Source organism: Methylobacterium sp. Leaf361 (assembly GCF_001424445.1).
Classification (GTDB): domain Bacteria; phylum Pseudomonadota; class Alphaproteobacteria; order Rhizobiales; family Beijerinckiaceae; genus Methylobacterium.
Genome location: NZ_LMPY01000001.1, coordinates 296,529 through 322,491, shown reverse-complemented (window position 1 = coordinate 322,491; position 25,963 = coordinate 296,529). Strand labels below are relative to the sequence as shown.

Below are 25,963 nucleotides of genomic sequence, written 5' to 3'. Positions count from 1 at the left end.
TCTAGCGCGAGAAGTGCGTGGTCGACATGCGGTCCGTGATCAGCTCGGACGGGACCCAGTCGCTGGGCGGAACCGGCTCGCGACGAATCAGCGCCAGGGCGTCGTCGACCGCGCGCCGGCCCTGGACGCCCGCGTCCTGGAAGATCGTCACGGCGAGGCGCAGGTCCTGCATCGCCTGCATGCCCTCGGCGGTGGCATCCACCCCGCCGATGCGGATCCGGCCCGCCGGAATCCTGGCAGCCTCGACCGCCTCGGCGGCGCCGAGCGCCATCTCGTCGCTGGTCGCGGCGATCGCGTCGATGCCGATGCCTCGGGCGAGCCACCCGGCGACGGTGGCCCGCGCCGTCGCGCGACTCGCATCCGTCGCGGCCTCCGCGACGAGGCGGAGGCGCGGGCTCTCCGCCAGCACCTCCCTGGCACCCCTGCTGCGGAGCGCCGAGACGGGATCGGTGGCGCTGCCCGCGAGGATCGCGACGCGTCCGGCCCCACCCGACATCTGGGCGAGCTTGCGCATCTGCAGCCGCCCGGCGACGAGATCGCTCGGCACGACCTGGGTGACGCGTCCGGCAAACCAGTCGGTCCGTGCGCCGTGGCCGATGAGGACGAGTGGTACGTCGGCTTCCAGGGCCAGCCGGATGATCTCCTCGCGCGCCGCGGAGTCGACCGGCACGACCACGAGGGCGTCGGCTCTCTCGGCGATCAGCCGCCGCGCCTGCGCGATCTGCTCGTCGCCCGCACCGTCGGGCGCGTAGGCGAAGCGAGTCGCGACGCCCCGCGCGCGTGCCTGCTCGTCGAGGCCGTCGTGCAGGCGCCGGGCGACGCCTACCGGTGTCAGGTACGCGATGGTGGTGGCCGAGGCCGGCAGCGCCCAAGCCGCGAGAGCGAGGACGAGGGATCCCCTCCGGAGCGACCCGCCGATCGAGCGGCCGCGCGCCCACTCAATCCAGTTCATGCGGCCAGTTCCGTCCCGCTCTCTGCGGGCCCCGCCTCACGCCGCACGGAGGCTCTCCAGGAGGCCAGCGAGCGCCTCGCCGAGACGGGCGGCGTCCTGGGTCAGGCTGTCGGCCGCGGTCAACACGGCCGTCGTCGGCTCGGCCGCCTCGGGAATCTCGGTGACGCCCGCGCCCTCCGCGTCGAACTCCTCGGTGCCGTCGGTCGCCTCCGCGATGGCCGTCACGATCTCGCGCGCGGTCGCACCCTGCCGCTCCACGGACTCGACGATGGCGTTCGCCGCGCGGCTCATGTCCTCGACCCGCGCCGTGATGCCCGCGATCGCCGACACCGCCGCGTCGGTCGAGCCCCGGATCTCGGAGACGTGCTGGCCGATGATCTCGGTGGCCTCCCTGGTCTGCGCGGCCAGGGCCTTCACTTCGGAGGCGACCACCGCGAAGCCGCGGCCCGCCTCGCCGGCCCGGGCGGCCTCGATCGTGGCGTTGAGGGCGAGCAGGTTCGTCTGTGCTGCGATCTTGGCGATGAGGCGGACCGCGTCGCCGATCCGGTCGACGGCGCTGCTCAGCGCCTGAACGCGGCCGGTCGTCCGGGCCGCGTCCGCCGCGGCGCTTCCGGCCAGGGCCGCGGTGGCCTCAGCCTGCGCCCCGACCTCTTCGACCGCCGCGCCGAACGTGTCGGCAGAGACGGTGATCTGCCGGACCTTCGATCGCGTCTGCGCGAGCGCAGCGCCCAACGTGGTCGATCGAACCGCCCCATCGCGGATCGCTTGGCCCACGTCGTCGGCGGTGACGCGCAGTGCCGCGGCGGTCGAAGACACGGCCTCGACCATGCCGCCGATCGTGGTCTCGACCCGCTCGGTCGCGTACTCGATCACGACGCGGCGCTGCTCACTCTGAGCGCGCGACCGATCGGCCTCCGCGTCCCGCAACACGGCCCGCCGCAGCGTTTCCTGAACAGCTCTCGTCGCGGCCGCCATGACGCCGAGTTCGGTGCAGCCCGCTGCCGCCGGGACCGTGACGGTGAGATCGTAGTCGGTCAGTCGCTGCATGGCGGAGGCCAGCGCTCTCATCGGATGCGCGACGCCGCGTAGGAGGGCGTGCACCAGGACCAGGGCAGCCAGCGCAGCGGCGGACAAGCCGGCCACGAGGCTCGGGCGCAAGGTCGAGCCGGCGGCGTCGACAGCTCCGAGTTGCTCGGCGACCGCGGCGTCGCGGTCGGTCAGCAGCGCGTCGACATCCCGTGCGACGGCTGCCGCGTCGGCCGGAAGAGCCGACGTCCGCACCCTGTCGGCGAGATCGCGTTCCCCAGCCCTGTCGAGGGCGGCCGCCTCCGCCTCCACGGCGAGGAAATGCTGCCACGCGTCCCACAGACCGCGAGCGCGCTCCCGCTCGTCCGCCGTCCTTATCGTGGGAACATAGGTGGTCCAGGCCTTGAGGAATGCCTCGTGCGCCGCGGTTGTCCAATCGATGTCCTGCCGAGGGCCAGCCTCGGACGATACGGCGCGCGCGGGACGTTCCGACGCGCCGAGCTCCTGTGTCCGCTGCTTCATGGTGCCGAGAGCCCGGACAGCCCCGATCTCCTGAGCCAGAGTGCGGCTGGCAGCGTCAATCGCGCCGACCTGCAATAGCAGGACGTAGACAATTCCAAATGTGAGCGAGGTCATCGACCCTGCGAAGACGATCAAGATCGTTCTGAAACGCAGGGTGCAGCGACGGGTTGTTCGGATAAGGAATGGCACCACAATCCTGACCCTAGGAAGGATCACCATGGCGCGTCTATGTTACGGACCAAGAAAAATCAATTGCCTTCAATGGTCCGACAAATGCATCAAAATTTTTGAAACTTTGCTTCGACCCTCGGTAAAGCTGAATTATATGCTTATACGGGCAGACTTATAATTTGCACAATCAAACTATATTAAGACAAATATCGGAATAGCGAGCGAGATGGCGATGCATTATTGTAGGGGAAGCTGCTAGGCGTCCGATTCTGTCGCTGCCGGAGAGTCGCGCGGCCGCGCCCGTCAGTGTGCTTCAGGACCGGCTCGATACAGGCCGACGCGCGGGCCATGGCATGCCTCCGGGCGGGCTGCTCGGAGGGCATATCGCAGCCGAGACGATCGCCGGGCGACGCGGCGACGGAGCCTCAGTCAGAGCGGCTTGGCCTGCTGTGCCCGCATCCATAGCAGGCCGGCGATGCCCATCCAGGGACAGACGAAGACGATGAAGGCGACCAGCCCCATGACGACCTCCCGACAGCGTGCGGCAGACCTCAGGAAACGCTCGTCGTTTTTGCCGGATCCCTCTGATCGGACATGGCCCGGGCTTGGCGCGCCATGGCGATCAGCTCGGAGGCCGTGAGACCGCGCGGCGGCGGCGCTTCAGGCAGGTCGGCCAGTCCCGGCGAACGCGGTGCCGGCGGAAGGGCAGCCGCGCGCCCGGGCCAGAGCCGCTTCAGCCGTCCTGCCTTCCGCAAGCTTTGTCCCGCCACGCATCCGTCTCCCGCACATCGAAGTGCGGCCACGGGTAGGCGACCGGGGCAGGGATGGTTAGCCGAACCGAAACAAGGGTCGGACTCCGGCCCGGCGTGGGGCGTATGCGAGGCCCCCTGGGCGGGCGCGTCCGCCGCCCTATCGCTGGCGTTTTCCGGATCGCCGGCGGATGGTGCAGGTCGAACCGGGCCCGACGACGACGCTCGGATCCTGCCGAAACCGCCATCCGGCATTCGGCCGGCTCGGGATGATCGCGAACGTCGACGCCGCCGGATTGTCGCTCGGGGTGATCAAGGCCGAAGCTTCGCGTTCGGCTTGGAGGTGCCTCGTCGAAGATCGGCCTCTGGTCAGAACGTAGCCTGAAACCTGGACGAATGATCGCCGGTATTGGCTGACAGCATCTCGGAGCTCGATGATCGCTCCGCGGCGGGGCGTGATCAGGTCAGACGGGCACGAGCCGGCACTTCCCGCCCGGTTCAGCGAAAATCTCCGGTCTGTGATGCTGGCGCAGGTCCGCGATACGTTATGTGAGCTGAACGGAACCTCCCGGCTTTCGGCGCTGAGAGAGCGAATATGGCAGAGCCTCAAGCAATGGCCGCGCGCGTCGCGCACCTCGAAGCGGACAACGCCCGTCTTCGCCGCCTCCTGGACGAGTCCGGGACACCGGACGGTCTGCGTCACGGCTTGCGCGACACGTTGGCGATGCTGCGGGCGGTCCTGCGTCTCTCGGCCGAGACCGCCGAGACCGTTGACGGCTACGCGACGCATCTCGAAGGTCGGCTGGACGCCATCGCGCGCGTGCGGGTCGCGGCCGACACGTTCGGCGAGGTGAGCCTGCACACGCTCATCTCCGACGAGCTGATGATCCACCTGATCCGCGAAGGCGAGCAGGCGACGCTGGCGGGGCCGACCGTGCGCCTCCGGCCGAAGGCCGCGCAGCTGATGGCCCTCGCGGTCCACGAACTCTGCAGCAACGCGATCGAGCACGGCGCCTTCGGTCTCTCGAAGGGCGGTGTCGACGTCACCTGGGTCGTCGCCGGCGCCGGGGCGAGCCCGCCCGGCGACCTGACGCTCGTCTGGAAAGAATCGGGGGGTATGGGCGTCGCGCAGCCGAGCCGCCGCGGCTTCGGCATGCAGGTGCTTACCGAGATGCTGAGCTACGAGCTGCGGGCAACCGTCGCGCTCGCCTTCGAGCCCGACGGCCTGCGCTGCACGGTCACCTGCCCGCTGATCCCCCGGATCGGGCGCTTGGTCGAGGACGAGCGCGCGGACGAAGGCGGCGATCCGGGCTGACTGGGCGGCGACCGCCCGGATCGCCTCAGCCGAAAGCCCGCGCGGTCTCCCGGACCTGCCGCGTCGCGCGGTCGGCACGGCCGCTCGCCCGCGCGATCGTGGTCATCCCGCCGGAGATCGCGGAGACGTCCTGTGCGGCGGTCCGCATGGTGCCCGACATCTCGCGCATCACCGCGGATTGCTCCTCCACGGCCGCCGCGATGGTCGACGAGGCCGCGTCCAGGAACCGGATCGTGCTTTGGATCGTGTCGATGGCGTCGACGGCCTCCCGGGTCGCCGCCTGCGTCGAGGCGATCTGCTGGCGGATCTGTTCCGTCGCGCGCCCCGTCTGCGCGGCCAGGGTCTTCACCTCCGACGCCACCACCGCGAAGCCGCGACCGGCCTCGCCGGCACGGGCCGCCTCGATGGTGGCGTTGAGCGCCAGCAGGTTGGTCTGCGCGGCGATGCCGGCGATGAGGCTCAGCACCGTGCCGATCTGCGCGGCCTGGTCGCTGAGGCCGGTCACGATCCGGCCGGTGCGCTGTGCCTGCTCCACGGCCTGCCCGGCCATCTCGGCGGCGTGGCTCACCTGCTGGCTGATCTCATCCACCGAAGCCGACAGCTGCTCGGCGCCGGTGGCCACCGAGCGGATGTCGCCGGACACGCGGTCCACCCGCGTGACCGCCGCGTCGGCCTGGCGCGTCACATCCGCCACGGCGTCGCCGATGGCGTCCAGCTCGGCGCCGATGGCGCTCTGCGCGGCGGCGCGCTGCTGCCGCTCGTGGACCTGGGCGGTGATGTCGGTGGCGAACTTGACGACCCGGACGGGCCGTCCATCCGCGTCCGTGATCGGATTGTAGGTCGCCTGGATCCAGACTTCCCTCCCGCCCTTGCCGGTGCGGCTGAACACGCCGGACTGATACTCCCCGCGTGCCAGGGCGGCCCAGAACAGCCGGTAAGCCTCGCTGGCGCGCTCCGCCTCGCCGACGAACAGGCTGTGATGCCGCCCCACGATCTCGTCGAGCCGATAGCCCACCGCGTCGAGGAAGTTCGCGTTGGCGGTGAGGATCGTGCCGTCGAGCGCGAAGGCGATCACCGCCTGCGAGCGGTGCAGCGCGCTGATCTGCCCTTCCAGATCGAGGGCGCGGAGCTTCTGGGCGGTGATGTCGGTGGCGAACTTGACGATCTTGACCGGTCCGCCGCGCGTGTCGAGCACCGGGTTGTAGGAGGCCTGGATCCAGACCTCCCGCCCGCCCTTGGCGAGCCGCTTGTACTCGGCGCTGGCGAAGGTGCCGCGCCGCAGCTTGTCCCAGAATTCCCGATAGGCCTCGCTCTCCCGCTCGGCCGGCGGGACGAACAGGCTGTGATGCCGGCCGCGGATCTCCTCGAGCGCGTAGCCCATGGCTTCCAGGAAGTTCGGATTGGCGTCGAGGATCGTGCCGTCCAGCGCGAACTCGATGGTGGCGAGGGACCGGCTCAACGCCGCGAGTTTGGCCGCGTGATCCCTCCCAGCCAGAACGCCCTCGAACATCGATGTCTCCGCATCCTGAGATGAGGGTGCGGCCGAAGCGCGCACCGAGCCGGTCGGATCAAGAATTTCGTGATCGAGATAAATTTTTATTGCGCCGGGCGACACCATAAACCTGTCGATGCCCGGCTCTAGCGCGGGCTTCGATAATGGGATGCCGTTGCGCGGCGGTTAAAATGGTTCGCTTTGCTCAAGAAATTCGCGGTGAGCCGCTAAATGCACAGTCCCACTTAATGAAAAGCCATGGGACAGCATAGATCAAGGGCGAGACTATCTTGCGTTGTGCGGCGCCCGCGTTCGCCCGCCGCTTGCCAGCCTGCGGTTGTAGGATTGCACCGCTGATCCACAGCCCACCGATCGACGCGGCGCGCGATGATGCGTGGGGAATCTGGGAAGGGCGTCGCGGCGCGGATTGATCAGTCTGTCCGGCCGATGGTCGCCTCGATCCGGCCGTAGGGCTCGTCGGTCGGCAGGAAGACGACGCCCGGGTTGTCGAGGCCGAACGGTGTCAGGTCGATCGGCAGGTAGTGCTTGTTGGGCATGACGAAGCCGATCTCGGCCAGTTCCGGGACGGCGGCCAGGGCGGCCTCGCCCATCCGGTACATGCTGTCCTGGATCCCCCGGCTGTAGGTGGTGCCGAAGACGGTCAACAGCGTCGCGAGAATGCGGGCGTTGGTTCCGGCGTAATCGTGCGGCGCCGAGGCCCAGGTCCAGGTCGCGTTCATGCTGGTCGCGGCGATGCGGTCGGTCGTGTCGGGCAGGGTCCGGTACTGGTCCGCCACGAACCCCGTCCAGCCCGATTGCGTGGTCTTCATGAAGGTGTAGCCGCGCAATCCGGAGCGCAGGGTCGACCCAGTCCGGTCGGCGGTGAGCCCCACGTAGCCGGCGCCGTTCCCGTCGCGCGTGAAGGTGTGGCCGTGCGGCGCGTCGGCGATCGCGTGGCGGAGCCAGCGAACTTCCTCCGCGTCGATCGTGACGGTCTCGACCTGCGGGTAGGTCTCGAGCAGCACCCGCGCGACCGCGGCGACGAACCCCTCGGCGTCGAGCCCGAGATGCCGCGCCGCCGTCACGTTGACGATGTTCCGGATGCTGTCGGTGGCGATGGAGGCGCGGTTGTCACCCTCTGTCCAGGCCGCCTCGAAGCGCCCGGTCAGCATGACCGACAGCGTCAGCTCGCGCGGCGTGTGGTGGTCGCCGTCGCGGGCGAGGCGCAGCACGCGAACCCGTTCCTTGCCGTACCGCGATGCCGTCAGGGCCATTGGGATCTCCGATCCGGACCGCCGCCGGCCATCTCACGCAAACCTGATTCATCCTAGGCCGACGTGCGTGGGGGCGCCAAGGTTCGAAGTTGCCGGCGCGGCTTGACCGGGGCCCGATTAGAACCGGCATAGTGTCGGGCCGGGCCGAACCGGCCTCGGACCGGCGAGCGGGCATGGACCTCAACACGATCGAGACCGTCGTCCGGCCGCGGAGCCGGACCGAGCTTCCCGCCTGGGCGGACGGCGATGCCTGCCTGGGAGGCGGGACGTGGCTGTTCTCCGAGCCGCAGGTCGGGATGCGGCGCCTCGTCGACCTCGCGGCGCTCGGATGGCCACCGCACGCGGTCGACGCGGACGGCCTGACCCTGGCGGCGACCTGCACCATCGCCCAGCTCGACCGGCTGGAACTGCCGCCGGGCTGGAACGCGGCGCCGCTGGTGGGCCAGTGCTGCCGCGCGCTGCTCGGCTCCTTCAAGATCTGGAACGTGGCCACGGTCGGCGGCAACGTCTGCCTCGCCCTCCCGGCCGGGCCGATGATCGCCCTCGCGACGGCCCTCGACGCGACCTGCACGATCTGGTCCGCCGACGGGGCCGAGCGGGAGCTCCCGATCCTCGACTTCGTCCTCGCGCCGCAGCGGAACGCCCTGGCACCGGGCGAGATCCTGCGGAGCCTGTCGATGCCGGCCGCGGCGCTCGCGCGCCGCACGGCCTTCCGCCGCATCAGCCTCAGCCCGAACGGGCGCTCCGGCGCGCTGCTGATCGGGACGCGCGGCCCGGACGGCGCCTTCGCGCTCACCGTCACGGCCTCCGTCAAACGCCCGCTGCGCCTCGCCTTCGACGGTCTGCCGGATCCGGCCGCGCTGATGCGGGCGCTGGACGAGGCGATCCCGGACGCGCTCTACCACGACGATGTCCATGGGCGGCCCGACTGGCGCCGCCACATGACCCGGCACTTCGCCGAGGAGATCCGCGGGTCGCTCGACGCGGCGCCGTCGCCGGGAGCCGCGTCATGAAGCTCACGATCAACGGGTCCGCGCACGAGGGCGCGCCGAGAGCCGGGCAGTGCCTCCGGACCTACTTGCGCGAGGCCGGCTGGTTCGGCGTGAAGAAGGGCTGCGATGCCGGCGATTGCGGCGCCTGCACGGTCCATCTCGACGGCGAGCCCGTGCACAGCTGCCTGGTACCGGCCTTCCGCGCCGAGGGACGGAGCGTGACCACGATCGAAGGGCTGGCCGGTCCCTGCCGCGCCGACGCGGCCGAGCCGGCGGCGTTCCACCCGATGCAGGAAGCCTTTCTGGTGGCCCAGGGCTTCCAGTGCGGCTTCTGCACGCCCGGCATGATCATGACCGCGGCGAGCCTCGACCAGGGTCAGAAGCAGGATCTCGGCACCGCCCTCAAGGGCAATCTCTGCCGCTGCACCGGCTACCGCGCCGTGCGCGAGGCCATCGCCGGCAGCGCGCGCTCGGTCGAGAGCGGCGGCTGCGGCGATCCTGTGGGCCGCAACCTCGCGGCACCGGCCGCGCCGCTGGTCGTGTCCGGACGCGCCCGCTTCACGATGGACGCGCCGCTCGGCGACACGCTCCACCTCAAGGTGCTGCGCTCGCCGCACGCCCATGCCCGGATCGTCGCGATCGACGCGACGGCCGCCCGCGCCATCCCGGGCGTCGTGGCCGTGCTGACGCACGCCGACGCGCCGACGCGCCGCTTCTCGACCGCCCGCCACGAGGATCCGCGCGACGACGCCTCCGACACGCGGGTCCTCGACCCGATCCTGCGGTTCGTCGGGCAGCGCGTCGCCGCCGTGGTGGCGGAGACGGAAGCCGCCGCCGAGGCCGGCTGCCGCGCCCTGCGGGTGACCTACGAGGTGCGCCCGGCGCTCCTCGATCCGGAGCGCGCCCTCGGCTCCGACGCACCCCGCGTCCACGATCCCCGTGACTGCCCGGGCGAGGACGCGCCGCCCCTCGAACAGCACCCCAACCTCGCCGGCGAGGTGCGCGGCGCGGTCGGCGACGTGGCGGCGGGCCTCGCCGAGGCCGATTTCGTCTACGCCGGGACGTTCCGGTCGCAGCGCGTCCAGCACGCCGCCATGGAGACCCACGGCTGCATCGGCTGGCGCGCCGAGGACGGCCGCCTGACGCTGCGCACCAGCACCCAGGTGCCGTTCCTGACCCGGGACGCGCTGGCGGACCTGTTCGGCCTCGAGAAGGACGCGGTGCGCGTCGTCTGCGCGCGGGTCGGGGGCGGCTTCGGTGGCAAGCAGGAGATGCTGACCGAGGACCTCGTCGCCCTGGCGGTCCTGCACACCGGCCGGCCGGTTCGCTGGGAGCTGACCCGCCGGGAGCAGTTCGTCGGGACGACGACGCGCCACCCGATGCGGGTGGACGTGAAGGTCGGCGCCCGCCGCGACGGCACCCTCACGGCGCTGAGCCTCGACGTCCTGTCCGACACCGGCGCCTACGGGAACCACGCGGGCGGCGTGATCCACCACGCCTGCCACGAGGTGCTGGCCGCCTATGTCTGCCCGAACAAGCAGGTGAGCGGCCGCGCCGTCTACACCCACACGGTGCCGGCGGGGGCCTTCCGCGGCTACGGGTTGAGCCAGACGATCTTCGCGCTGGAATCCGCCCTGGACGAGGTCGCCCGCGAACTCGGCATCGACCCGTTCACCCTGCGGCGGTGCAACGCCGTCAAGCCGGGCGACGCCATGGTGTCGAACAGCCTGGAACCGCACGACGTGATCTTCGGCAGCTACGGGCTCGACCAGTGCCTCACCCTGGTCGAGGAGGCGCTGCGGTCCGATCCGGGGCCCGAGCCGGAACCCGGCTGGCGCGCCGGGACCGGCATGGCGATGGCGATGATCGACACGATCCCGCCGCGCGGCCACCACGCCGACGCGCGGGTCAGCCTGGACGCCGACGGGCACTTCACCGTGCGCGTCGGGACGGCCGAGTTCGGCAACGGCACCAGCACGGTGCATCGGCAGATCGCGGCCTCGGCGCTCGGCGCCGCGCCGGAGCGTGTCCGCGTCGCGGGCGCGGACACGGATATCGTCGGGCACGACACCGGCGCCTACGGGAGCACCGGCACGGTGGTGGCGGGTCTGGCGACGCTGCGCGCCGCCGAGGCGCTCGCGCTCCTGATCCGGACGCGGGCCGCCGAGGTCGCGGGCGCGACCCCGGAATCCTGCCGCTTCGACGGGGAGCGGGTCGAGACGCCGGCCGGGCCGGTCACGCTGGCGGCGATCGGCCCTCTGGACGCGGCGGGCCGGGCCGACGGCAGCCCGCGCTCGGTGGCGTTCAACGTCCACGCCTTCCGGGTGGCGGTCGACCCGGTGAGCGGCGCGGTGCGGATCCTCAGGAGCGTCCACGCCGCCGATGCCGGGCGGGTGATCAACCCGATGCAGTGCCGCGGTCAGGTCGAGGGCGGTATCGCGCAGGCGCTCGGCGCGGCGCTCTACGAGGACGTCCAGGTCGCCGCGGACGGGAGCCTCGTTACCCAGACGTTCCGCGACTACCACATCCCCGCCTGCGCCGACGTGCCCGACACCGAGGTCCTGTTCGCCGACACGCACGACAGCGTCGGCCCCCTCGGCGCCAAGTCGATGAGCGAGTCGCCGTTCAACCCGGTGGCGGCGGCGCTCGGCAACGCCATCCGGGACGCGACCGGGGCTCGCCTGACCGCGACCCCCTTCGCGCCCGACAGGATCTACCGGGCCGTCGCGGCCGGCCGGGCGGGGCACGCGTGATGGACCGCCCGCGGGACGCGGTGCCGGCGTCGAGGCCCGGCTTGCTGGAACGCACCTTCCGCCTCGCCGAGCACGGCACCAGCGTGCGCACGGAGGTGCTCGCGGGCCTGACCACCTTCATGACGATGGCCTACATCGTCTTCATCAACCCGAGCATCCTCGGGGATGCCGGCATGCCCCGGGGCGCGGTTTTCGTGGCGACCTGCCTCGTGGCGGCGCTCGGCTCGATGATCATGGCGCTCTGGGCCAATTACCCGATCGCCCTCGCGCCCGGCATGGGGCTCAACGCCTACTTCACCTACGTGGTGGTCCAGCAGCTCGGCTTCAGCTGGCAGGCCGCCCTCGGCGCGGTGTTCATCTCGGGCGTGTGCTTCCTGATCGTCACGCTGACAGGCCTGCGCGCGCTGATCGTCGAGGGGATCCCGCGCTCGATGCGGATCGCCATCACGGTCGGGATCGGCCTGTTCCTGGCGATCATCGCGCTCAAGAACGCCGGCCTCGTCGCGGCGAGCCCGGCGACCTTCGTCACCCTCGGCGACCTGCACAAGCCCGAGGCGATCCTGGCGGTGCTGGGCTTCCTGATGGTGGCCGTCCTCTCCGCCCGGAAGGTGCGGGCGGCGCTGCTGTCGAGCATCCTCACCGTCACGGCGCTGAGCTTCGTCTTCGCGGGCAACACCTTCCAGGGAATCGTCTCCCTGCCGCCCTCGATCGCCCCGACCCTGTTCGCCCTCGACATCCCGGGTGCCCTCTCGGCGGGCCTGCTCCACGTCATCCTGGTCCTGTTCCTGGTGGAGCTGTTCGACGCCACGGGCACGCTGATGGGCGTGGCGAGCCGGGCCGGACTCCTGACCGACGGGAAGATGCGCCGCCTCGACCGGGCGCTGATGGCCGATTCCGTCTCGGTCTTCGCGGGCTCGCTCCTCGGCACGTCGAGCACGACGGCCTATCTGGAGAGCGCCTCCGGCGTCGAGGAGGGCGGCCGCACCGGGCTCACGGCCGCCACCGTGGCGGTGCTGTTCCTCGCCTGCCTGTTCTTCGCGCCGCTCGCGGGCGCGGTGCCCGCCTACGCCACGGCGCCGGCGCTGTTCTATGTCGCCTGCCTGATGCTGCGCGAGCTGGTCGAGCTCGACTGGGACGATATCACCGAGGTCGTGCCGGCCTGCGTCACGGCCCTGCTGATGCCGTTCACCTACTCGATCGCCACCGGCGTCTCCTGCGGGTTCATCACCTACGCGGCGCTGAAGCTGCTGGCGGGCCGCGCCCGGGAGGTGAAGCCGATCGTCTGGGTGATCGCCGCGGTCTTCCTGTTCAAGTTCGTCGAGACCGGCGGCGCGCACTGACGGCCGCGCGGCGCCCTTACCGGCCCGTCGCGGCCGCGTAGAGCGCCGCCGCGTCCCGCGCGGCGCGCATCGCCGCGGCGGCCCCGGGGTCGCGCAGGCGCCGCGCCACGCAGGCCAGCGCGTTCAGCGTCTCGCCCTCGGCGACGGCCGGGAGCAGCAGCAGGACGACGAGGTCCACCGGCCGATCGTCGACCGCGTCGAAATCGATCGGGTCGCGGAGCCGGGCCAGGATCCCGTAGGGGCGCGCGATGCCCTCGAGCCGCGCGTGCGGCAGGGCGATGCCGTCGCCGACCCCGGTCGAGCCCAGGCTCTCGCGCCGGATCAGCGCGGGGAGGATCGTCTCCGCGGCGAGGCCGAGGGCGCCGGCGGCGCGGCGCGCCAGCTCCTCGAGCAGCGCGCCCTTGCCGGCGGCGCGCAGGCCGACGAGCGCGTCGGAGGGCGCGAGGATCCGGTCCACACTCATCGCGCGGGATCGCGGGCGCTGGGACACATCGGCTCGTCCTCGGGATCAATGGGCGGTCGCGCCGCCGGCGCCGCGGTGCGGCGGGGCCGGCTCGTCGTCGGGCGCGCGCAGGCGGTAGCCGACACCGGTCTCGGTCAGCAAGATCCGCGGGCGCTCGGGATCCGCCTCCAGCTTCTGGCGGAGCTGGCGCACGTAGACGCGCAGGTATTGCGGATCGGACGAGGACGGCACGGAGCGCATCAGCTGCGCGTGGGTGAGCACCTTGCCGGCATGCAGGACCAGGACGCGCAGGAAATCGTACTCGCGCGGCGTCAGCTTCACCTCGGCCTCGTCGACCTTCACGATCCGGCGGACCAGATCGACGGACAGGGAGTCGACGCGGAAGATCGGCCGCTCGCCCCGCGCGGCGAGCTGGTGGCGCATGGCGGCCCGCAGGCGCGCCAGCAGCTCCGCCATGCCGAACGGCTTGGTCACGTAGTCGTTGGCGCCGAGATCGAGCGCCTCGACCTTGCCGCTCTCGTCGTCGCGGCTCGACAGGACGACGACCGGAAGGTCGGGATGGCTCGATCGAACCGACCGCAGCAGGTCGTGGCCGCGCATGTCGGGCAGGCCGAGATCGAGGATCACGAGATCGACGCCCTCCCGGCCGAGCAGCGCCAGGGCGGTCCGGGCATCGGGCGCCTCCAGGATGGCGTAGCCCTGGGTGGCCAGGCCCATGCGGAGGAGCTTGCGGATCGGCGGCTCGTCGTCGACGACCAGGATCGTGGGGCTCATGCGGCGATGTCCCTGGGCGCGCTCCGGGCCGGAACCGGCAGGCTGACGGTGAAGCAGGCGCCGCCGCGGTCGGGGCGATTCTCGGCCGTGACGGTGCCGCCCATCGCCTCGACGAAGCCCCGGGAGATGGCGAGGCCCAGCCCGGTGCCGGCCCGGACACGGTCGCCCTTCCGGACGCGGTAGAACTTGTCGAAGACCCGCTCGACATCCGCCTCGGGCAGGCCGTCCCCCTCGTCCAGCACGGCGATCCGGATTCGGTCGTCCGCGCGGCGCGCGCGCACCGTCACGGTCGAGCCCTCGGGCGCGTACTTGGCGGCGTTGTCGAGGAGGTTGACCAGGACCTGCTCGAACAGGACCGGGTCGAGCGCCAGCGGCGGCAGGTCGGCCTCGACCTCCACGGCGACGCTGTGTTCGGCGAGGATCTTCTGGGTGCGGCGCAGGGCGGTGTCGACGGTCTCGGCCACGTCCTGCGCGGAGAGGTTCGGCGCCACCGCGCCGGCCTCCAGCCGGGTCATGTCGAGGAGGTTCGCGATGAAGCGGTTGAGCCGCTCCGATTCCTCGATGATCGTCGCCAGCAGTTCCGCCTTGGCGTCCGCGGGCAGCGCCGCCTCGAGGTCGCGCAGGGTGCTGGCCGCGCCCAGGACCGAGGCGAGCGGCGTGCGCAGGTCGTGGCTGATCGAGGTGAGCAGCGCCTGGCGCAGGCGGTCGGTCTCGGCCGCGCGCTCGGCCCGGTCGAGATCCTCCACGAGCCGGACCCGCTCGATGGCCAGAGCGCCCATGTCGGCCAGGGCGTCGAGGAGGCGGCGGCCCTCCGGCGACAGGATCGGTCCGGTGCCGTCGGAATCGAGGCCGATCACCCCGATCGTCCCGCGCCCGGTCCGCATCGGCAGGAACAGGCGCTTGGCGCCCGGCAGCGTGTCGGCGCCCCGGCCCGCGGGCCGGTCGTTGTCGAAGGCCCACTGCGCGGCCGCGAGATCGGCCTCGTCCAGCATGTCCTCGGGCGGGTAGCCCGCCCGCACCGTGACGGCCTGGCCGTCCGGCAGCAGGAGGACGACGCGCACCTTCAGCATCGCGGCGACCTGGGCGCAGGTGGCCCAGAGCACGTCGTCGAGGGTGCCGCAGGCGGCGAGCTTCCGCGAGAAGCCGAAGAGCCGCTCCGTGGCCCGCGCCCGGCCCTGGCTGACCACCGCGACGCGGCGGGCGCGGGAGGCGAGGTTCGAGACCAGGACGGCCACCAGGGTGAAGAGCAGGAACGCCGCGACGTTGGTCGGATCGGCGATGGTGAGCGTGTAGACCGGCGGCAGGAAGAAGAAGTTGTAGGCGAGCGAGGCCGCCACCACCGAGACGAGGGACGGCCCGAGGCCCCAGCGCACCGCCACGGCCACGACCGCGGTCAGCAGGAACAGGTCGGCGTTCTCGACGCCCGCGTAGGGTTCCGCGACGATGGCCGCGCCGAGGCCCGCGGCGATCGCCGCCAGTCCGATCGCGTAGGGCCGCGCGTCGCGCCCCGGGCGCGGCGCGGTCACCGCCACGGCGCGGCGCGCCGGCTTCTCGTCCGGGACGGCCTCGCCGGGGACGACGTGCACGCTGATCGCGCCGCTGTGCCGCACGAGGTCGTACACAACCGATCCGTTGACCAGCTCGAAGAGCCATGAGCGGTTCGCCTTGCCGACGACGATGTGGTTCACGTTGGCCGAGCGCGCGTAGTCGAGCACGTCGTCGGCGATCCGGCGCCCGCCCGGCAGGGTGACGGCATCGCCGCCGAGGCGGTCGGCGAGCCGCAGGGCCTCGGCGATGCGGTCGCGCTCGGCCTCGCTCAGGGCCGCCGCCCGCGCGCCCTCGATGGAGAGCGCCGTCCAGGGGGCGTGCAGGCGGTCGGCCAGGCGCTTGGCGTGGCGCACGAGGCCGGCGGAGCGGGGATCCTCGTTCACGCAGACCAGCACGCGCTCGCCCGCTGCCCAGGGACCGGCGATCGCGTTGGCCCGCATGTGGCCGAGCAGCTCGTCGTCGACCCGGTCGGCGGTGCGCCGGAGCGCCAGCTCGCGGAGCGCCGTCAGGTTGCCGCGCGAGAAGTAGTGCTTGAGCGCGCGCTCGGCGTGCGTCGGGACGTAGACCTTGCCGTCCTTCAGGCGCTGGATCAGGTCGTCGGGGTTGAGGTCCACGACCTCGATGTCGTCCGCCCGGTCGAGGACGCCGTCCGGCACCGTCTCGCGCACCCGGATGCGGGTGATCGACGCCACCACGTCGTTGAGGCTCTCGACGTGCTGGATGTTGAGCGTCGTCAGGACGTCGATGCCGGCATCGAGCAGCTCCTCGACATCTTGGTAGCGCTTCGGGTGGCGCGAGCCCGAGGCGTTGGTGTGGGCGAGCTCGTCGACCAAGGCGAGGGCCGGCCGGCGCGCCAGCAGGGCGTCGAGGTCCATCTCCTGCAGGACGGTGCCGTGATACGGAACGGAACGGCGGGGGATCGTCTCGAACCCGTCGAGCAGGGCCTCGGTCTCGGCGCGGCCGTGCGTCTCGACCACGCCGACCACGACGTCGAGCCCTGCCTTCAGCCGCGCCCGCCCGACGGTCAGCATCTCGTAGGTCTTGCCGACCCCGGGGGCGGCGCCGAGGAACACCTTCAGTCGGCCACGCGTCCGCTCCTCCCGGCGCGCCGCTTCGAGCAGGGCGTCGGGGGAGGGGCGGGTCGGGTCGCGGCCGGTCTCGGGCATGATCGCCATCTTAGCAAAACGCCGCGGACAACGCGGGATCGTCGCGTCATTGCGAGCGGAGCGAAGCAACCCAGAGCAGCGGGACGCCGGTGGACGTGGCGCGGCTGGATTGCTTCGCTTCGCTTCGCTTCGCTTCGCTCGCAAAGACGAAGCGGGATCCGCAGCGCAGCTTCGGGGTCCCCCCTGCTGCCGGGCGCACCTCAGCGACGGGCGAGATCGTCGACCGCGAGGTTCAGCGCCAGCACGTTGACGCGCGGCTCACCCAGGATGCCGAGGGTGCGCGCCTCGATGCGGGACGACACCAGCGCGCGCAGCTTGTCCGCTGGGATGTTGCGGGCCTTGGCGACGCGGGGAACCTGGAAGTAGGCGGCCTCGGGCGAGATGTCCGGGTCGAGGCCCGAGCCGCTGGTCGTGACGAGGTCGACCGGGACGGGCGCATCCGGGTTCTCGGCCCTGAGCGCGTCGAGATCGCCCTTCACCCGCTCGGCGAGGGCGGCGCTGGTCGGACCGAGGTTTGAGCCCGACGAGTTCGCCGCGTTGTAGGGCGCCGGCACCGTCTTCGAGGCGTCGGACGGGTCCGGCGCCGTCGTCGCCGAGGGCCGGCCGTGGAAGTAGCCGGCGCCCGTGAAGTTCTGGCCGATCAGGCTGGAGCCGACGACCGTGCCGTCGCGCGCGATCAGGCTGCCGGCGGCCTTCGCGGGGAAGATGGTACCGGCGAGACCCGTCATCGCGAGGGGGTAGGCGAGGCCGGTGATCGCCGTCAGGGCGGTGAGCAGGACCAGGGCGGGGCGAAGCTGGTTGAGCATGGCGGGTCTCCGGGGACCGGTTCAGGCGAGGTGGAGGGCGCTGACGGCGAGGTCGATGGCCTTGATGCCGACGAAGGGCACGAGGACGCCGCCGAGGCCGTAGATCAGGAGGTTCCGGCGCAGCAGCGCGGCCGCGCCGACGGCCCGGTAGGTGACGCCGCGCAGGGCCAGCGGGATCAGCGCCACGATGATCAGGGCGTTGAATATGATCGCCGACAGGATCGCGCTCTGCGGCGAGGCCAGGCCCATGACGTTCAGCGCCTGGAGCTGCGGGTAGAGCGTGAGGAACATCGCCGGGATGATGGCGAAGTACTTGGCCACGTCGTTGGCGATCGAGAAGGTCGTCAGCGCGCCGCGGGTCATCAGCAGCTGCTTGCCGATGCCGACGATCTCGATGAGCTTCGTCGGGTCGCTGTCGAGGTCGACCATGTTGCCGGCCTCGCGGGCCGCGACGGTGCCGGTGTTCATGGCGACGCCGACATCGGCCTGGGCGAGGGCGGGGGCGTCGTTGGTGCCGTCACCGCACATGGCGACGAGCTTGCCGTCCGCCTGCTCCTTGCGGATCAGCGCGAGCTTGTCCTCCGGAGTCGCCTGGGCGAGGAAGTCGTCGACGCCGGCCTCGGCGGCGATCGCCGCCGCGGTCATCGGGTTGTCGCCGGTGATCATCACCGTGCGGATGCCCATCTGGCGCAGCTCCGCGAAGCGCTCCCGGATGCCCCCCTTCACGATGTCCTTGAGGTAGACCACGCCCAGCAGGCGGCCGTCCTTGGCCACGGCGAGCGGCGTGCCGCCGGCCTTGGCGATCTCCTCCGCGATGGCGCGGATCTCGGTCACGACGCCGGTCTCGGCCTCGGGGCGGACGGCCAGGGCGACGTTGGAGCCGCGCGAGGCGATGGGCTGGCCCGAGACCGAGGCGATGACGGCATCGACGGCGCCCTTGCGGATCGACGTGCCCTGCAGATCCACCCCGGACATCCGCGACTGCGCGGTGAACGGCACGAAGGTGGCGTTCAGGCTCGCCATGTCGCGGGCGCGGATGCCGTACTTCTCCTTGGCCAGCACCACGATGGAGCGGCCCTCCGGCGTCTCGTCGGCGAGCGAGGCGAGCTGCGCCGCGTCGGCGAGATCCTGCTCGCTGACGCCGCGGACGGGGCGGAACTCGGTGGCCTGCCGGTTGCCGAGGGTGATCGTGCCGGTCTTGTCGAGGAGCAGGGTGTCGACGTCGCCCGCCGCCTCCACGGCGCGGCCCGACATGGCGAGCACGTTGAAGCGGACCAGTCGGTCCATCCCGGCGATGCCGATCGCCGAGAGCAGCGCGCCGATGGTCGTCGGGATCAGCGTGACGAACAGGGCGACCAGAACGATCACGGGGATCGACCCGCCCGCGTAGCTCGCGAAGCTGGGGATCGAGGCCACCGCGAAGACGAACACGATGGTGAGGCCGGCGAGCAGGATGTTCAGGGCGATCTCGTTCGGCGTCTTCTGCCGCGAGGCGCCCTCCACGAGGGCGATCATCCGGTCGACGAAGGTCGAGCCGGCCGCGGCGGTGATGCGGACCTTGATCTCGTCCGAGAGGACCTGCGTGCCGCCGGTCACCGCCGAGCGGTCGCCGCCGGATTCGCGGATCACCGGGGCGGATTCGCCCGTGATGGCCGCCTCGTTCACGGAGGCGACGCCCTCGATCACCTCGCCGTCGGAGGGGATCAGGTCGCCGGCCTCGACCAGGACGACATCGCCGACCTTGAGCGAGGTGCCCGGCACCGTCTCGAAGGCCCGGCCCTGCCCAATGAGGCGCTTGGCGGTCATCTCGGTGCGGGTGCGCCGCAGGCTGTCGGCCTGGGCCTTGCCGCGACCCTCCGCGAGGGCCTCGGCGAAGTTGGCGAAGATCAGGGTGAACCACAGCCAGAGGATGATCTGGCCCGAGAAGAGCAGGTCGCTGCCGCCGGTGACGAGGTCGCGGACGAACAGCACGGTGGTGAGGAGCGCCACGACCTCGACCACGAACATGACCGGGTTTCGGATCATGGCCCGCGGATCGAGTTTTCGTACCGAGCCGAGGAGGGCCGGCCCGATCAGGGCGGCGCTGAACAGGGATGACGTCTGACGCGACATGGGAGATGTCCGGAGGAGAGATTGAAGTGAGGCTGCCGTCCTTGCGAGCGGAGCGAAGCAACTCAGGGCCGCGCTTCGCTGCGCGCGCGTTCAGCGTTGCGGAGGCTCAGCCCACGGCGCCGAGGGTCAGCGCGTAGGCGGCCAGCAGGGCGAAGCCGCCGAGCATCACGACGCCGAGGAGCGCCAGGATGAGGTCGGAGGTCCGCAGGGGCTGGGCGCCGTCGCGGTCGTGCCGCAGTGGAGGGCGGTGCAGCGCGAGGTGGTGGCGCGGGACGCGCCGGGCGGGGAAAGCGCGCGGCATCTCAGCCCCCCGTCGCGAAGGTCTGGCCGGCCGCGCCCGCGAAGTGCTCCACGATCGGGCCGAGCGCGAGCGACGGGAAGAAGGTCAGGCCGCCCATGATCAGCACGACGCCGACCAGCAGCCCGACGAACAGACCACCGTGGGTGGGGAACGTGCCCGCGGAGGCCGGGACCGTCTTCTTGGCCGCGAGCGAGCCCGCGATGGCGAGCACCGGGATCTTCACGAAGAACCGGCCGACCAGCATGCCGACGGCGAGCGTGCTGTTGTAGAACAGCGTGTTGGCCGTCAGCCCGCCGAAGGCCGAGCCGTTGTTGGCCGCCGCCGACGTGTAGGCGTAGAGGATCTCCGAGAAGCCGTGCGGGCCGGCATTGGCCGGGCCGGCGAGGCCCGCCGGCACCACCGTCGCCAGGGCGGTGAAGCCCAGCATCATCAGCGGCAGGCAGAGGATGCCGAGCATGGCCATCTTCACCTCCTTCGCCTCGATCTTCTTGCCGAGGTATTCGGGGGTGCGGCCGACCATCAGGCCCGCCACGAAGATCGCCACGATGACGAAGATCAGCATGCCGTAGAGGCCGGCGCCGACGCCGCCGATGATGACCTCGCCGAGCTGCATGTTGAGCAGCGGGATCAGGCCGCCGAGCGCCGTGAACGAGTCGTGCATCGCGTTCACCGCGCCGCAGGAGGCCGCCGTGGTGATGACTGCGAACAGCGCCGAGGCGCTGATCCCGAAGCGGACCTCCTTGCCCTCCATGTTGCCGCCGGTGAGCCCGAAGCTGCTGAGCACCGAGCTGCCGTTGGCCTCGGCCCAGTAGGTGACGGCGACGCCGGCCAGGAACAGGATTCCCATGGCGCCGAGGATCGCCCAGCCCTGACGCTCGTCACCGACCATGCGGCCGAAGACGTTGGTCAGCGCGGCGCCGATCGCGAAGATCGAGGCCATCTGGACGAAGTTCGACAGGGCGGTGGGGTTCTCGAAGGGGTGCGCGGCGTTGGCGTTGAAGAAGCCGCCGCCGTTGGTGCCGAGCATCTTGATCGCCACCTGGCTCGCGACCGGGCCCAGCGCGATGGTCTGCTTGGCGCCCTCCAGCGTCGTGGCGTCCGCGTAGGCGCTGAGCGTCTGCGGCATGCCCTGCCAGACCAGGAACAGCGTGTAGGGGATGCAGATCGGCAGCAGCACGTAGAGGGTCGCGCGGGTCACATCGACCCAGAACGAGCCGATCGTGCCGCTGGAGGCGCGGGCGAACCCGCGGATCAGCGCCACCGCGACCGCGATGCCGGTCGCCGCCGACAGGAAGTTCTGGTGCGTCAGGCCCAGCATCTGGGACAGGTACGACAGCGTGGTCTCGCCGCCGTAAGACTGCCAGTTGGTGTTGGTGATGAAGCTGGTCGACGTGTTGAACGCGAGATCGGGCGCCACCGCGCTCTGATCGGCCGGATTCAGCGGCAGTACCGCCTGCAGGCGCAGGATCGCGTAGAGCACCGCGAAGCCCAGCACGTGGAACAGGATGACCGCGCCCGTATAGGCCAGCCAGTGCTGCTCCTGGCGGTCATCGATGCCGGACACGCGGTAGAGCCCGCGCTCGATCGGTCCGAGAACGGGCGAGAGGAGGGTGCGCTCTCCGGTGAAGACGCGGGTCATGTACGACCCGAGGGGCTTCACGAGCGCCAGAACGATCGCGCCGTACAGCGCGATCTGGATCCAGCCGTTGAGGGTCATGGGGGGAGATCCGTCAGGGCCGCTCAGAACCGCTCGGGGCGGACGAGGGCGTAGGTGAGGTAAACGAGGAGGCCGGCGGTCACGCAGGCGCCGAGGGCGAGATCGAGGGTCATGGCGGCCTCTCTCAGAGCCGGTCGCAGGCGGCCGCGTAGCCGGCCGCCGCGGCGAAGAAGGCGAGGCCCGCTGCGAGGAAGACGATGTCGAGCATGGTGGTCGGGTCCGGTTCGGCGGACCGGCCGCGGAGGCTCCGCGGCCGGCCTTGGCCGACCGGCAGTGTCGCCGGGAACCGCGTTAGGGTTCGAGCGAGGACCGGGCGAGAGTTTATAAGGGCCGCGTTAGGATCCGGCGTCCCCGCCGAAGCTGGCCCGGAGACCCGCGCAGGCGGCCGGCACGGTCAGCCACGCCGCGCCCGGGCAGAGACGGCGCCACCGGGCGCGATCGAGCCGGATCACCCCCGCCTCGCGGCCGAGGATGCCGCCGTAGGCGAGGCCGCAGACGCGGCAGCGGCCCGCCAGCGGCTGGATGGATAACCCCGGGGGTGCCGTGCCGGACGGCGACGCGGCGTCGCCGCGACAGGGCGGCGCGACTCCGGCGCTCACTGGACCCGCAGGGGTTCGAAGACGTTCAGCGCGAGCAGCGCGAGGGACACGGCGGACCACCCGCCGAGCGCGACGACCATCAGCGCGAAGACGCGGTCGGCCCTGCACTCGGCGAGGATGTAACGGACGATCGGCATGCGGAGGCTCCATCCGGGCTGATGCCCGATGGCGCGACCACGTCCGCATCGGCCGTGAGGGACCAAGACGCGTGCGGGGCGTCCGGCATAGGGATGTCATCAGGATGGGGGGCCGGCGCGCCCGTCAGCCCGAGAAAGCGCGGATCGAGCGCGTGCAGGACGCGGGGCGGTAAGTCGTGGGCGCCGGATCCCGGTTCGGCGCGGCCCACCGAGGCCGGGACGGGCTCGGGCGCACGGAGGGGATCTGGTGGCACGACGCAGCCCCTCCGGGAGCGTCCGGTCCGCGGCCGGGCGACGCCCTAGACCGTCGCGGCCTCGGGCTGCTCGGTCGAGTTGAACACGACCTCGCCGGTCCGCTCGCAGACCACGGTGACAGAGGTCGCCCCGTTCTCGCGCTGCTGCAGGGGGAGCTGCGCGAGCGCGTAGGCCGTCGCCGCCTCGAGGTCGCACGGCCACAGCTTGGTGAAGCTCTCGCGTTTTCCGCGGCGAAAAGTGATCTTGTAAGCCATCGTTTCCTCCGTTTTCACGGAAGATACACCTTCTCGGCGTGCCGCCACGCCGCGCCGAGACATGGCACCGATGCGTTCCGGACGGGATTGGAAGCGAGAAGCCGGCAGACGGGCGACGAACCGGGCGACGAACGGCGAGCCCGTGACTGGGGCGGGACAGCGATTCCCGTACAGCTTGATCCGCAAAATAGACCATGCGACGGTGCCGAATAATGAATTGCGCGCCCGCGGGCATCGCGCAGATCAGGCTTGGCAGGGCAAGGCGTCACCCCTGGCGCGTCGGTGTCGGAGTGGTTCGAGGTATGTCCCACGCGCCGGCCGGATCACCCAGCGAGACAGGTCGGGCCGCCGACGCCGGCCCTAGCCGGAGCGCCGGGCCTCTCGACGAGGCCGGGGTCGCCAAGCAGAAGCTCGTCGAGGCGATCGAGAGCAGCTCGGAGGGCTTCGCGCTGTTCGACCCGGACGATCGCCTCGTCCTGTACAACGGGCACTTCCAGGATTTCCATCCCGGCCTGTCGGCCATCATCGTGCCCGGCGTGACCTTCGAGGCCATCGCCAACGCCGTCGCGGAGACCTGCGTCGTACGGCCGGACGGGATGAGCGTCGAGGCCTGGGTCGCCGAGCGCATCGCCCATTACCGCGCGCCGCGCGGTCCGCTTCTCCAGCAGCGCGTCGACGGCCGCTGGGTCCAGGTCAACGAGCGCAAGACCAACGACGGCGGCGTCGTCGCGGTCTACACCGACGTGACCGAGATCAAGCGCGCCGAGCAGGTGCTTCAGGCAACGCAGGGGCGGCTGACCTACCTGCTCACCGCGTCCCCGTCGATGATCTGCAGCTTCGAGGTGGGGGGCCGCAACGCGCCGACCTTCATCAGCGAGAACGTGCGCGATCTCCTCGGCTACGAGCCCGGCGATTACCTGGCGGGCCCGGAATTCTGGCTGGAGCGGCTTCACCCGGACGACCGGGACCGGGTGCTCGCCGAGTTCCCGCACCTGCTCGCGGACGGGCACAACGTCATCGAGTACCGGTTCCTGCACGCGAACGGCACCTATCGCTGGGTCCGGGACGAGCAGCGCCTCCTGCGGGACGCGACGGGCCAGCCCGTCGAGGTGGTCGAGTCCTGGAGCGACATCACCGAGCGCAAGGAGGCCGAGCTGGCGCTGCAGAAGCAGACCGCCTTCGTCGAGCTGCTCCAGGCCGCCGCCGCGGCCGCCAACGAGGCCCCGACGGTCGAGGACGCCTTGCGCTTCTGCCTCGAGCGCGTCGCGCAGCACGCCGGCTGGCCCGTCGGTCACGCCCATATCCTGGCCCGGGACGGGACGCGGACGCTGCTCCCGACCGGCATCTGGCACTGCGACCCCGGCGCGGATGTCGCGCGATTCCAGGCTGCCACGGCCGCCACGTCGCTGGCTGCCGGATCGGGCCTGGCCGGCCGCGTTCTGGTCTCGGGCGCGCCGGAATGGAGCGTCGGGGACCCGACGCTGGCCGCGGACCCGCGCGCGCCGGCGGCGGTCGAGCACGGCATCCGGGCGGGATTCGGCTTTCCGGTGACGGTCGGGCGCGACGTCGTCGCGGTGCTGGAGTTCTTCGCCCGTGACGCGTCCCCGCCGGACGCCTCGCTGCTCCGGGTCATGAGCAATATCGGCGCGCAGCTCGGCCGCGTGATCGAGCGCAAGCAGGCCGAGGAGAGCCTGCGTCAGGCGAAGGAGGCGGCCGAGGAGGCGAGCCGCGCCAAGAGCAGCTTCCTCGCCAACATGAGCCACGAATTGCGGACCCCGCTCAACGCGATCATCGGCTTCACCCGGCTGGTGATGCGGCGGGCGAAGGATGTCCTGCCGGTCAAGCAGTTCGAGAATCTCGAGAAGATCCTGGCCAGTTCCGAGCACCTGCTCTCGCTCATCAACAGCATCCTCGACCTCGCCAAGGTCGAGGCGGGGCGCATGGAGGTGAAACCCTCGGACTTCGCCCTGGAGCCGGTCCTCGACCTGTGCCTCCGCACCGTCGAGCCCCTCGTCAAGAAAGAGGGCGTGCGCCTCGTCCGGGACGTCCGGGACCCACCCCCGATGCTGCGCACGGACGAGGAGAAGCTGCGGCAGATCCTGATCAACCTGCTCAGCAACGCCATCAAGTTCACCGAGGCCGGATCGGTCACGCTCCGCGTCCGCTCGGTCGATGAGGGCATCGAGTTCGCCGTGATGGATACCGGCATCGGCATCCCGGCGGGCGCCCTGAGCGCGATCTTCGAGGAGTTCCATCAGGTCGACAACAGCGCGACCCGGTCCCACAGCGGCACCGGGCTCGGGCTCGCGATCAGCCACCGGCTCGCGCGCCTGCTCGGCGGCCGGATCGGCGTCGAGAGCCGCGAGGGCGAGGGATCGACCTTCACGCTCACCATCCCGCCGCGGATCGCCGGCGGCGCCGAGATGCCGCCGCCCCCGAAGCCGGCGCCCGCCTCCATCACCGCGCCGCGCTCGGGCGCCAAGGTCGTGCTGGCGATCGACGACGATCCCAACGTCGTCTACCTGCTGAAGGAGAACCTCGCCGATGCCGGCTACACGGTGGTCGGGGCGGCGAGCGGCCAGGAAGGGCTGGTCAAGGCCCGGGAGCTGCAGCCGCGGGCCATCACCCTCGACATCATGATGCCCGGCACCGACGGCTGGCAGGTGCTGCACGCGCTGAAGACCGATCCGCTGACCCGGGACATCCCGGTCGTCTTGATCTCCATCGTCGACCAGAAGGAGCTCGGCTTCCGGCTCGGCGCCACCGACTACATCGTAAAGCCGTTCGAGCGGGAGGCCCTGATCGGCGCCCTCGCGCGGATCGCCCCCGACAACGAGCGCGTCCTCGTGATCGACGACGATCCCAACGTGCCGGACCTCGTGCGGCAGCTGCTCGACTCGGAGCACTGCACCGTCGACTGGGTGGCCGACGGCGCGGCCGGCCTGGAGCGCATCGCGCAGGCCCGCCCGAGCGTCATCCTCCTCGACCTGCTCATGCCGCGGATGGACGGCCTCGCCTTCCTGGACGCCCTGCAGGCGGATCCCGCCGCCCGGTCGATCCCCGTCGTGGTCCTGACCGCCGCGTCCCTGGATCCCGCCGAGCGCGGCATGCTCCGGGATCGGGTGCTCGGACTGATCGACAAGGGCGGGCTCGATCGCGCCGCCCTGGTCCGGGAGGTCCGCCGCGTGTTGCCGGTCCTGGAGACCGAGACCGCCGACGGTGACCGATGAGGTCGGCAACGACCC

At 71.3% G+C, this 25,963-nt stretch carries 20 protein-coding genes; 6 read left to right on the top strand and 14 right to left on the bottom strand.

Annotated features, from left to right (window positions below; all coding sequences use genetic code 11):
• Nucleotide 1: 1 nt before the first annotated feature.
• Nucleotides 2-952: a substrate-binding domain-containing protein gene (locus ASG32_RS01490; RefSeq protein WP_056521708.1), complete on the bottom strand. Its 951-nt coding sequence runs from the start codon at nucleotides 950-952 to the stop codon at nucleotides 2-4.
• A gap of 36 nt (nucleotides 953-988) precedes the next feature.
• Complete coding sequence (locus tag ASG32_RS01485; protein ID WP_244491761.1) at nucleotides 989-2,719, bottom strand: methyl-accepting chemotaxis protein; 1,731 nt, start codon at nucleotides 2,717-2,719, stop codon at nucleotides 989-991.
• A gap of 892 nt (nucleotides 2,720-3,611) precedes the next feature.
• On the opposite strand from ASG32_RS01485, the gene ASG32_RS33655 reads away from it, so the two are divergent.
• A complete protein-coding gene (locus ASG32_RS33655) occupies nucleotides 3,612-3,800 on the top strand; it encodes a hypothetical protein (RefSeq protein WP_157861888.1) in 189 nt (62 codons plus the stop codon).
• Nucleotides 3,801-4,033: 233 nt separating this feature from the next.
• Nucleotides 4,034-4,735: an HWE histidine kinase domain-containing protein gene (locus tag ASG32_RS01480; RefSeq protein WP_244491760.1), complete on the top strand. Its 702-nt coding sequence runs from the start codon at nucleotides 4,034-4,036 to the stop codon at nucleotides 4,733-4,735.
• A gap of 25 nt (nucleotides 4,736-4,760) precedes the next feature.
• Here the strand turns inward: ASG32_RS01480 and ASG32_RS01475 are convergent, their stop codons facing one another.
• On the bottom strand, nucleotides 4,761-6,245 hold the full coding sequence (locus tag ASG32_RS01475) for a PAS domain-containing methyl-accepting chemotaxis protein (protein ID WP_056521697.1): 1,485 nt from the start codon (nucleotides 6,243-6,245) through the stop codon (nucleotides 4,761-4,763).
• A gap of 413 nt (nucleotides 6,246-6,658) precedes the next feature.
• A complete protein-coding gene (gene pucL, locus ASG32_RS01470) occupies nucleotides 6,659-7,501 on the bottom strand; it encodes a factor-independent urate hydroxylase (RefSeq protein ID WP_056521695.1) in 843 nt (280 codons plus the stop codon).
• Nucleotides 7,502-7,674: 173 nt separating this feature from the next.
• Between pucL and ASG32_RS01465 the strand changes: the two genes are divergently transcribed.
• The 3 genes from ASG32_RS01465 to ASG32_RS01455 are packed head-to-tail and all read left to right on the top strand — an operon-like array spanning nucleotide 7,675 to nucleotide 12,586.
• Nucleotides 7,675-8,514: an FAD binding domain-containing protein gene (locus ASG32_RS01465; protein WP_056521692.1), complete on the top strand. Its 840-nt coding sequence runs from the start codon at nucleotides 7,675-7,677 to the stop codon at nucleotides 8,512-8,514.
• The gene (locus tag ASG32_RS01460) at nucleotides 8,511-11,246 is read left to right on the top strand and encodes a molybdopterin cofactor-binding domain-containing protein (protein WP_056521689.1); all 2,736 of its coding nucleotides are present in this window, start codon (nucleotides 8,511-8,513) and stop codon (nucleotides 11,244-11,246) included. The genes ASG32_RS01465 and ASG32_RS01460 overlap by 4 nt, the downstream gene beginning before the upstream one ends.
• Nucleotides 11,246-12,586 carry an NCS2 family permease gene (locus tag ASG32_RS01455; RefSeq protein ID WP_056521686.1) on the top strand — a complete coding sequence of 447 codons (1,341 nt, stop codon included), beginning with the start codon at nucleotides 11,246-11,248 and terminating at the stop codon, nucleotides 12,584-12,586. Before ASG32_RS01460 ends, ASG32_RS01455 begins: the two co-directional genes overlap by 1 nt.
• A 16-nt stretch (nucleotides 12,587-12,602) precedes the next feature.
• Here the strand turns inward: ASG32_RS01455 and ASG32_RS01450 are convergent, their stop codons facing one another.
• The 10 genes from ASG32_RS01450 to ASG32_RS01405 form a co-directional block, all read right to left on the bottom strand.
• Nucleotides 12,603-13,049, bottom strand: a complete 447-nt coding sequence (locus ASG32_RS01450) for a PTS sugar transporter subunit IIA (protein WP_056521681.1) — start codon at nucleotides 13,047-13,049, stop codon at nucleotides 12,603-12,605.
• 45 nt (nucleotides 13,050-13,094) lie between these two features.
• Nucleotides 13,095-13,823 (bottom strand): response regulator transcription factor, encoded by a 729-nt coding sequence (locus ASG32_RS01445; protein ID WP_056521678.1) that lies wholly within the window; start codon nucleotides 13,821-13,823, stop codon nucleotides 13,095-13,097.
• Nucleotides 13,820-16,537 (bottom strand): sensor histidine kinase KdpD, encoded by a 2,718-nt coding sequence (locus ASG32_RS01440; protein WP_056522257.1) that lies wholly within the window; start codon nucleotides 16,535-16,537, stop codon nucleotides 13,820-13,822. Before ASG32_RS01440 ends, ASG32_RS01445 begins: the two co-directional genes overlap by 4 nt.
• 200 nt (nucleotides 16,538-16,737) lie before the next feature.
• The gene (locus ASG32_RS01435) at nucleotides 16,738-17,343 is read right to left on the bottom strand and encodes a K(+)-transporting ATPase subunit C (protein WP_056521675.1); all 606 of its coding nucleotides are present in this window, start codon (nucleotides 17,341-17,343) and stop codon (nucleotides 16,738-16,740) included.
• Between the two features lie 21 nt (nucleotides 17,344-17,364).
• Nucleotides 17,365-19,455: a potassium-transporting ATPase subunit KdpB gene (gene kdpB / locus ASG32_RS01430; RefSeq protein WP_056521672.1), complete on the bottom strand. Its 2,091-nt coding sequence runs from the start codon at nucleotides 19,453-19,455 to the stop codon at nucleotides 17,365-17,367.
• A gap of 106 nt (nucleotides 19,456-19,561) precedes the next feature.
• Nucleotides 19,562-19,756, bottom strand: coding sequence for a hypothetical protein (locus ASG32_RS01425; RefSeq protein ID WP_056521668.1), 195 nt, complete (start codon nucleotides 19,754-19,756; stop codon nucleotides 19,562-19,564).
• Nucleotide 19,757: 1 nt separating this feature from the next.
• Nucleotides 19,758-21,473 (bottom strand): potassium-transporting ATPase subunit KdpA, encoded by a 1,716-nt coding sequence (kdpA, locus tag ASG32_RS01420; protein WP_056521664.1) that lies wholly within the window; start codon nucleotides 21,471-21,473, stop codon nucleotides 19,758-19,760.
• A gap of 23 nt (nucleotides 21,474-21,496) precedes the next feature.
• Entirely contained in the window at nucleotides 21,497-21,586 is a 90-nt protein-coding gene (locus tag ASG32_RS01415) for a K(+)-transporting ATPase subunit F (protein ID WP_020091582.1), read from the bottom strand.
• Between the two features lie 482 nt (nucleotides 21,587-22,068).
• Nucleotides 22,069-22,209, bottom strand: a complete 141-nt coding sequence (locus ASG32_RS34310; RefSeq protein ID WP_020091584.1) for a hypothetical protein — start codon at nucleotides 22,207-22,209, stop codon at nucleotides 22,069-22,071.
• 299 nt (nucleotides 22,210-22,508) lie between these two features.
• The gene (locus ASG32_RS01405; RefSeq protein ID WP_020091585.1) at nucleotides 22,509-22,718 is read right to left on the bottom strand and encodes a hypothetical protein; all 210 of its coding nucleotides are present in this window, start codon (nucleotides 22,716-22,718) and stop codon (nucleotides 22,509-22,511) included.
• 302 nt (nucleotides 22,719-23,020) lie between these two features.
• On the opposite strand from ASG32_RS01405, the gene ASG32_RS01400 reads away from it, so the two are divergent.
• Entirely contained in the window at nucleotides 23,021-25,948 is a 2,928-nt protein-coding gene (locus ASG32_RS01400; protein ID WP_056521657.1) for a response regulator, read from the top strand.
• Nucleotides 25,949-25,963: the final 15 nt, after the last annotated feature.

Coding starts and splice junctions, on each gene's coding strand:
- ASG32_RS01490 (WP_056521708.1), bottom strand. CDS start 952: ATGAACTGGATTGAGTGGGCGCGCGGCCGCTCGATCGGCGGGTCGCTC.
- ASG32_RS01485 (WP_244491761.1), bottom strand. CDS start 2,719: ATGGTGATCCTTCCTAGGGTCAGGATTGTGGTGCCATTCCTTATCCGA.
- ASG32_RS33655 (WP_157861888.1), top strand. CDS start 3,612: ATGGTGCAGGTCGAACCGGGCCCGACGACGACGCTCGGATCCTGCCGA.
- ASG32_RS01480 (WP_244491760.1), top strand. CDS start 4,034: ATGGCCGCGCGCGTCGCGCACCTCGAAGCGGACAACGCCCGTCTTCGC.
- ASG32_RS01475 (WP_056521697.1), bottom strand. CDS start 6,245: ATGTTCGAGGGCGTTCTGGCTGGGAGGGATCACGCGGCCAAACTCGCG.
- pucL (WP_056521695.1), bottom strand. CDS start 7,501: ATGGCCCTGACGGCATCGCGGTACGGCAAGGAACGGGTTCGCGTGCTG.
- ASG32_RS01465 (WP_056521692.1), top strand. CDS start 7,675: ATGGACCTCAACACGATCGAGACCGTCGTCCGGCCGCGGAGCCGGACC.
- ASG32_RS01460 (WP_056521689.1), top strand. CDS start 8,511: ATGAAGCTCACGATCAACGGGTCCGCGCACGAGGGCGCGCCGAGAGCC.
- ASG32_RS01455 (WP_056521686.1), top strand. CDS start 11,246: ATGGACCGCCCGCGGGACGCGGTGCCGGCGTCGAGGCCCGGCTTGCTG.
- ASG32_RS01450 (WP_056521681.1), bottom strand. CDS start 13,049: ATGAGTGTGGACCGGATCCTCGCGCCCTCCGACGCGCTCGTCGGCCTG.
- ASG32_RS01445 (WP_056521678.1), bottom strand. CDS start 13,823: ATGAGCCCCACGATCCTGGTCGTCGACGACGAGCCGCCGATCCGCAAG.
- ASG32_RS01440 (WP_056522257.1), bottom strand. CDS start 16,537: ATGCCCGAGACCGGCCGCGACCCGACCCGCCCCTCCCCCGACGCCCTG.
- ASG32_RS01435 (WP_056521675.1), bottom strand. CDS start 17,343: ATGCTCAACCAGCTTCGCCCCGCCCTGGTCCTGCTCACCGCCCTGACG.
- kdpB (WP_056521672.1), bottom strand. CDS start 19,455: ATGTCGCGTCAGACGTCATCCCTGTTCAGCGCCGCCCTGATCGGGCCG.
- ASG32_RS01425 (WP_056521668.1), bottom strand. CDS start 19,756: ATGCCGCGCGCTTTCCCCGCCCGGCGCGTCCCGCGCCACCACCTCGCG.
- kdpA (WP_056521664.1), bottom strand. CDS start 21,473: ATGACCCTCAACGGCTGGATCCAGATCGCGCTGTACGGCGCGATCGTT.
- ASG32_RS01415 (WP_020091582.1), bottom strand. CDS start 21,586: ATGACCCTCGATCTCGCCCTCGGCGCCTGCGTGACCGCCGGCCTCCTC.
- ASG32_RS34310 (WP_020091584.1), bottom strand. CDS start 22,209: ATGCCGATCGTCCGTTACATCCTCGCCGAGTGCAGGGCCGACCGCGTC.
- ASG32_RS01405 (WP_020091585.1), bottom strand. CDS start 22,718: ATGGCTTACAAGATCACTTTTCGCCGCGGAAAACGCGAGAGCTTCACC.
- ASG32_RS01400 (WP_056521657.1), top strand. CDS start 23,021: ATGTCCCACGCGCCGGCCGGATCACCCAGCGAGACAGGTCGGGCCGCC.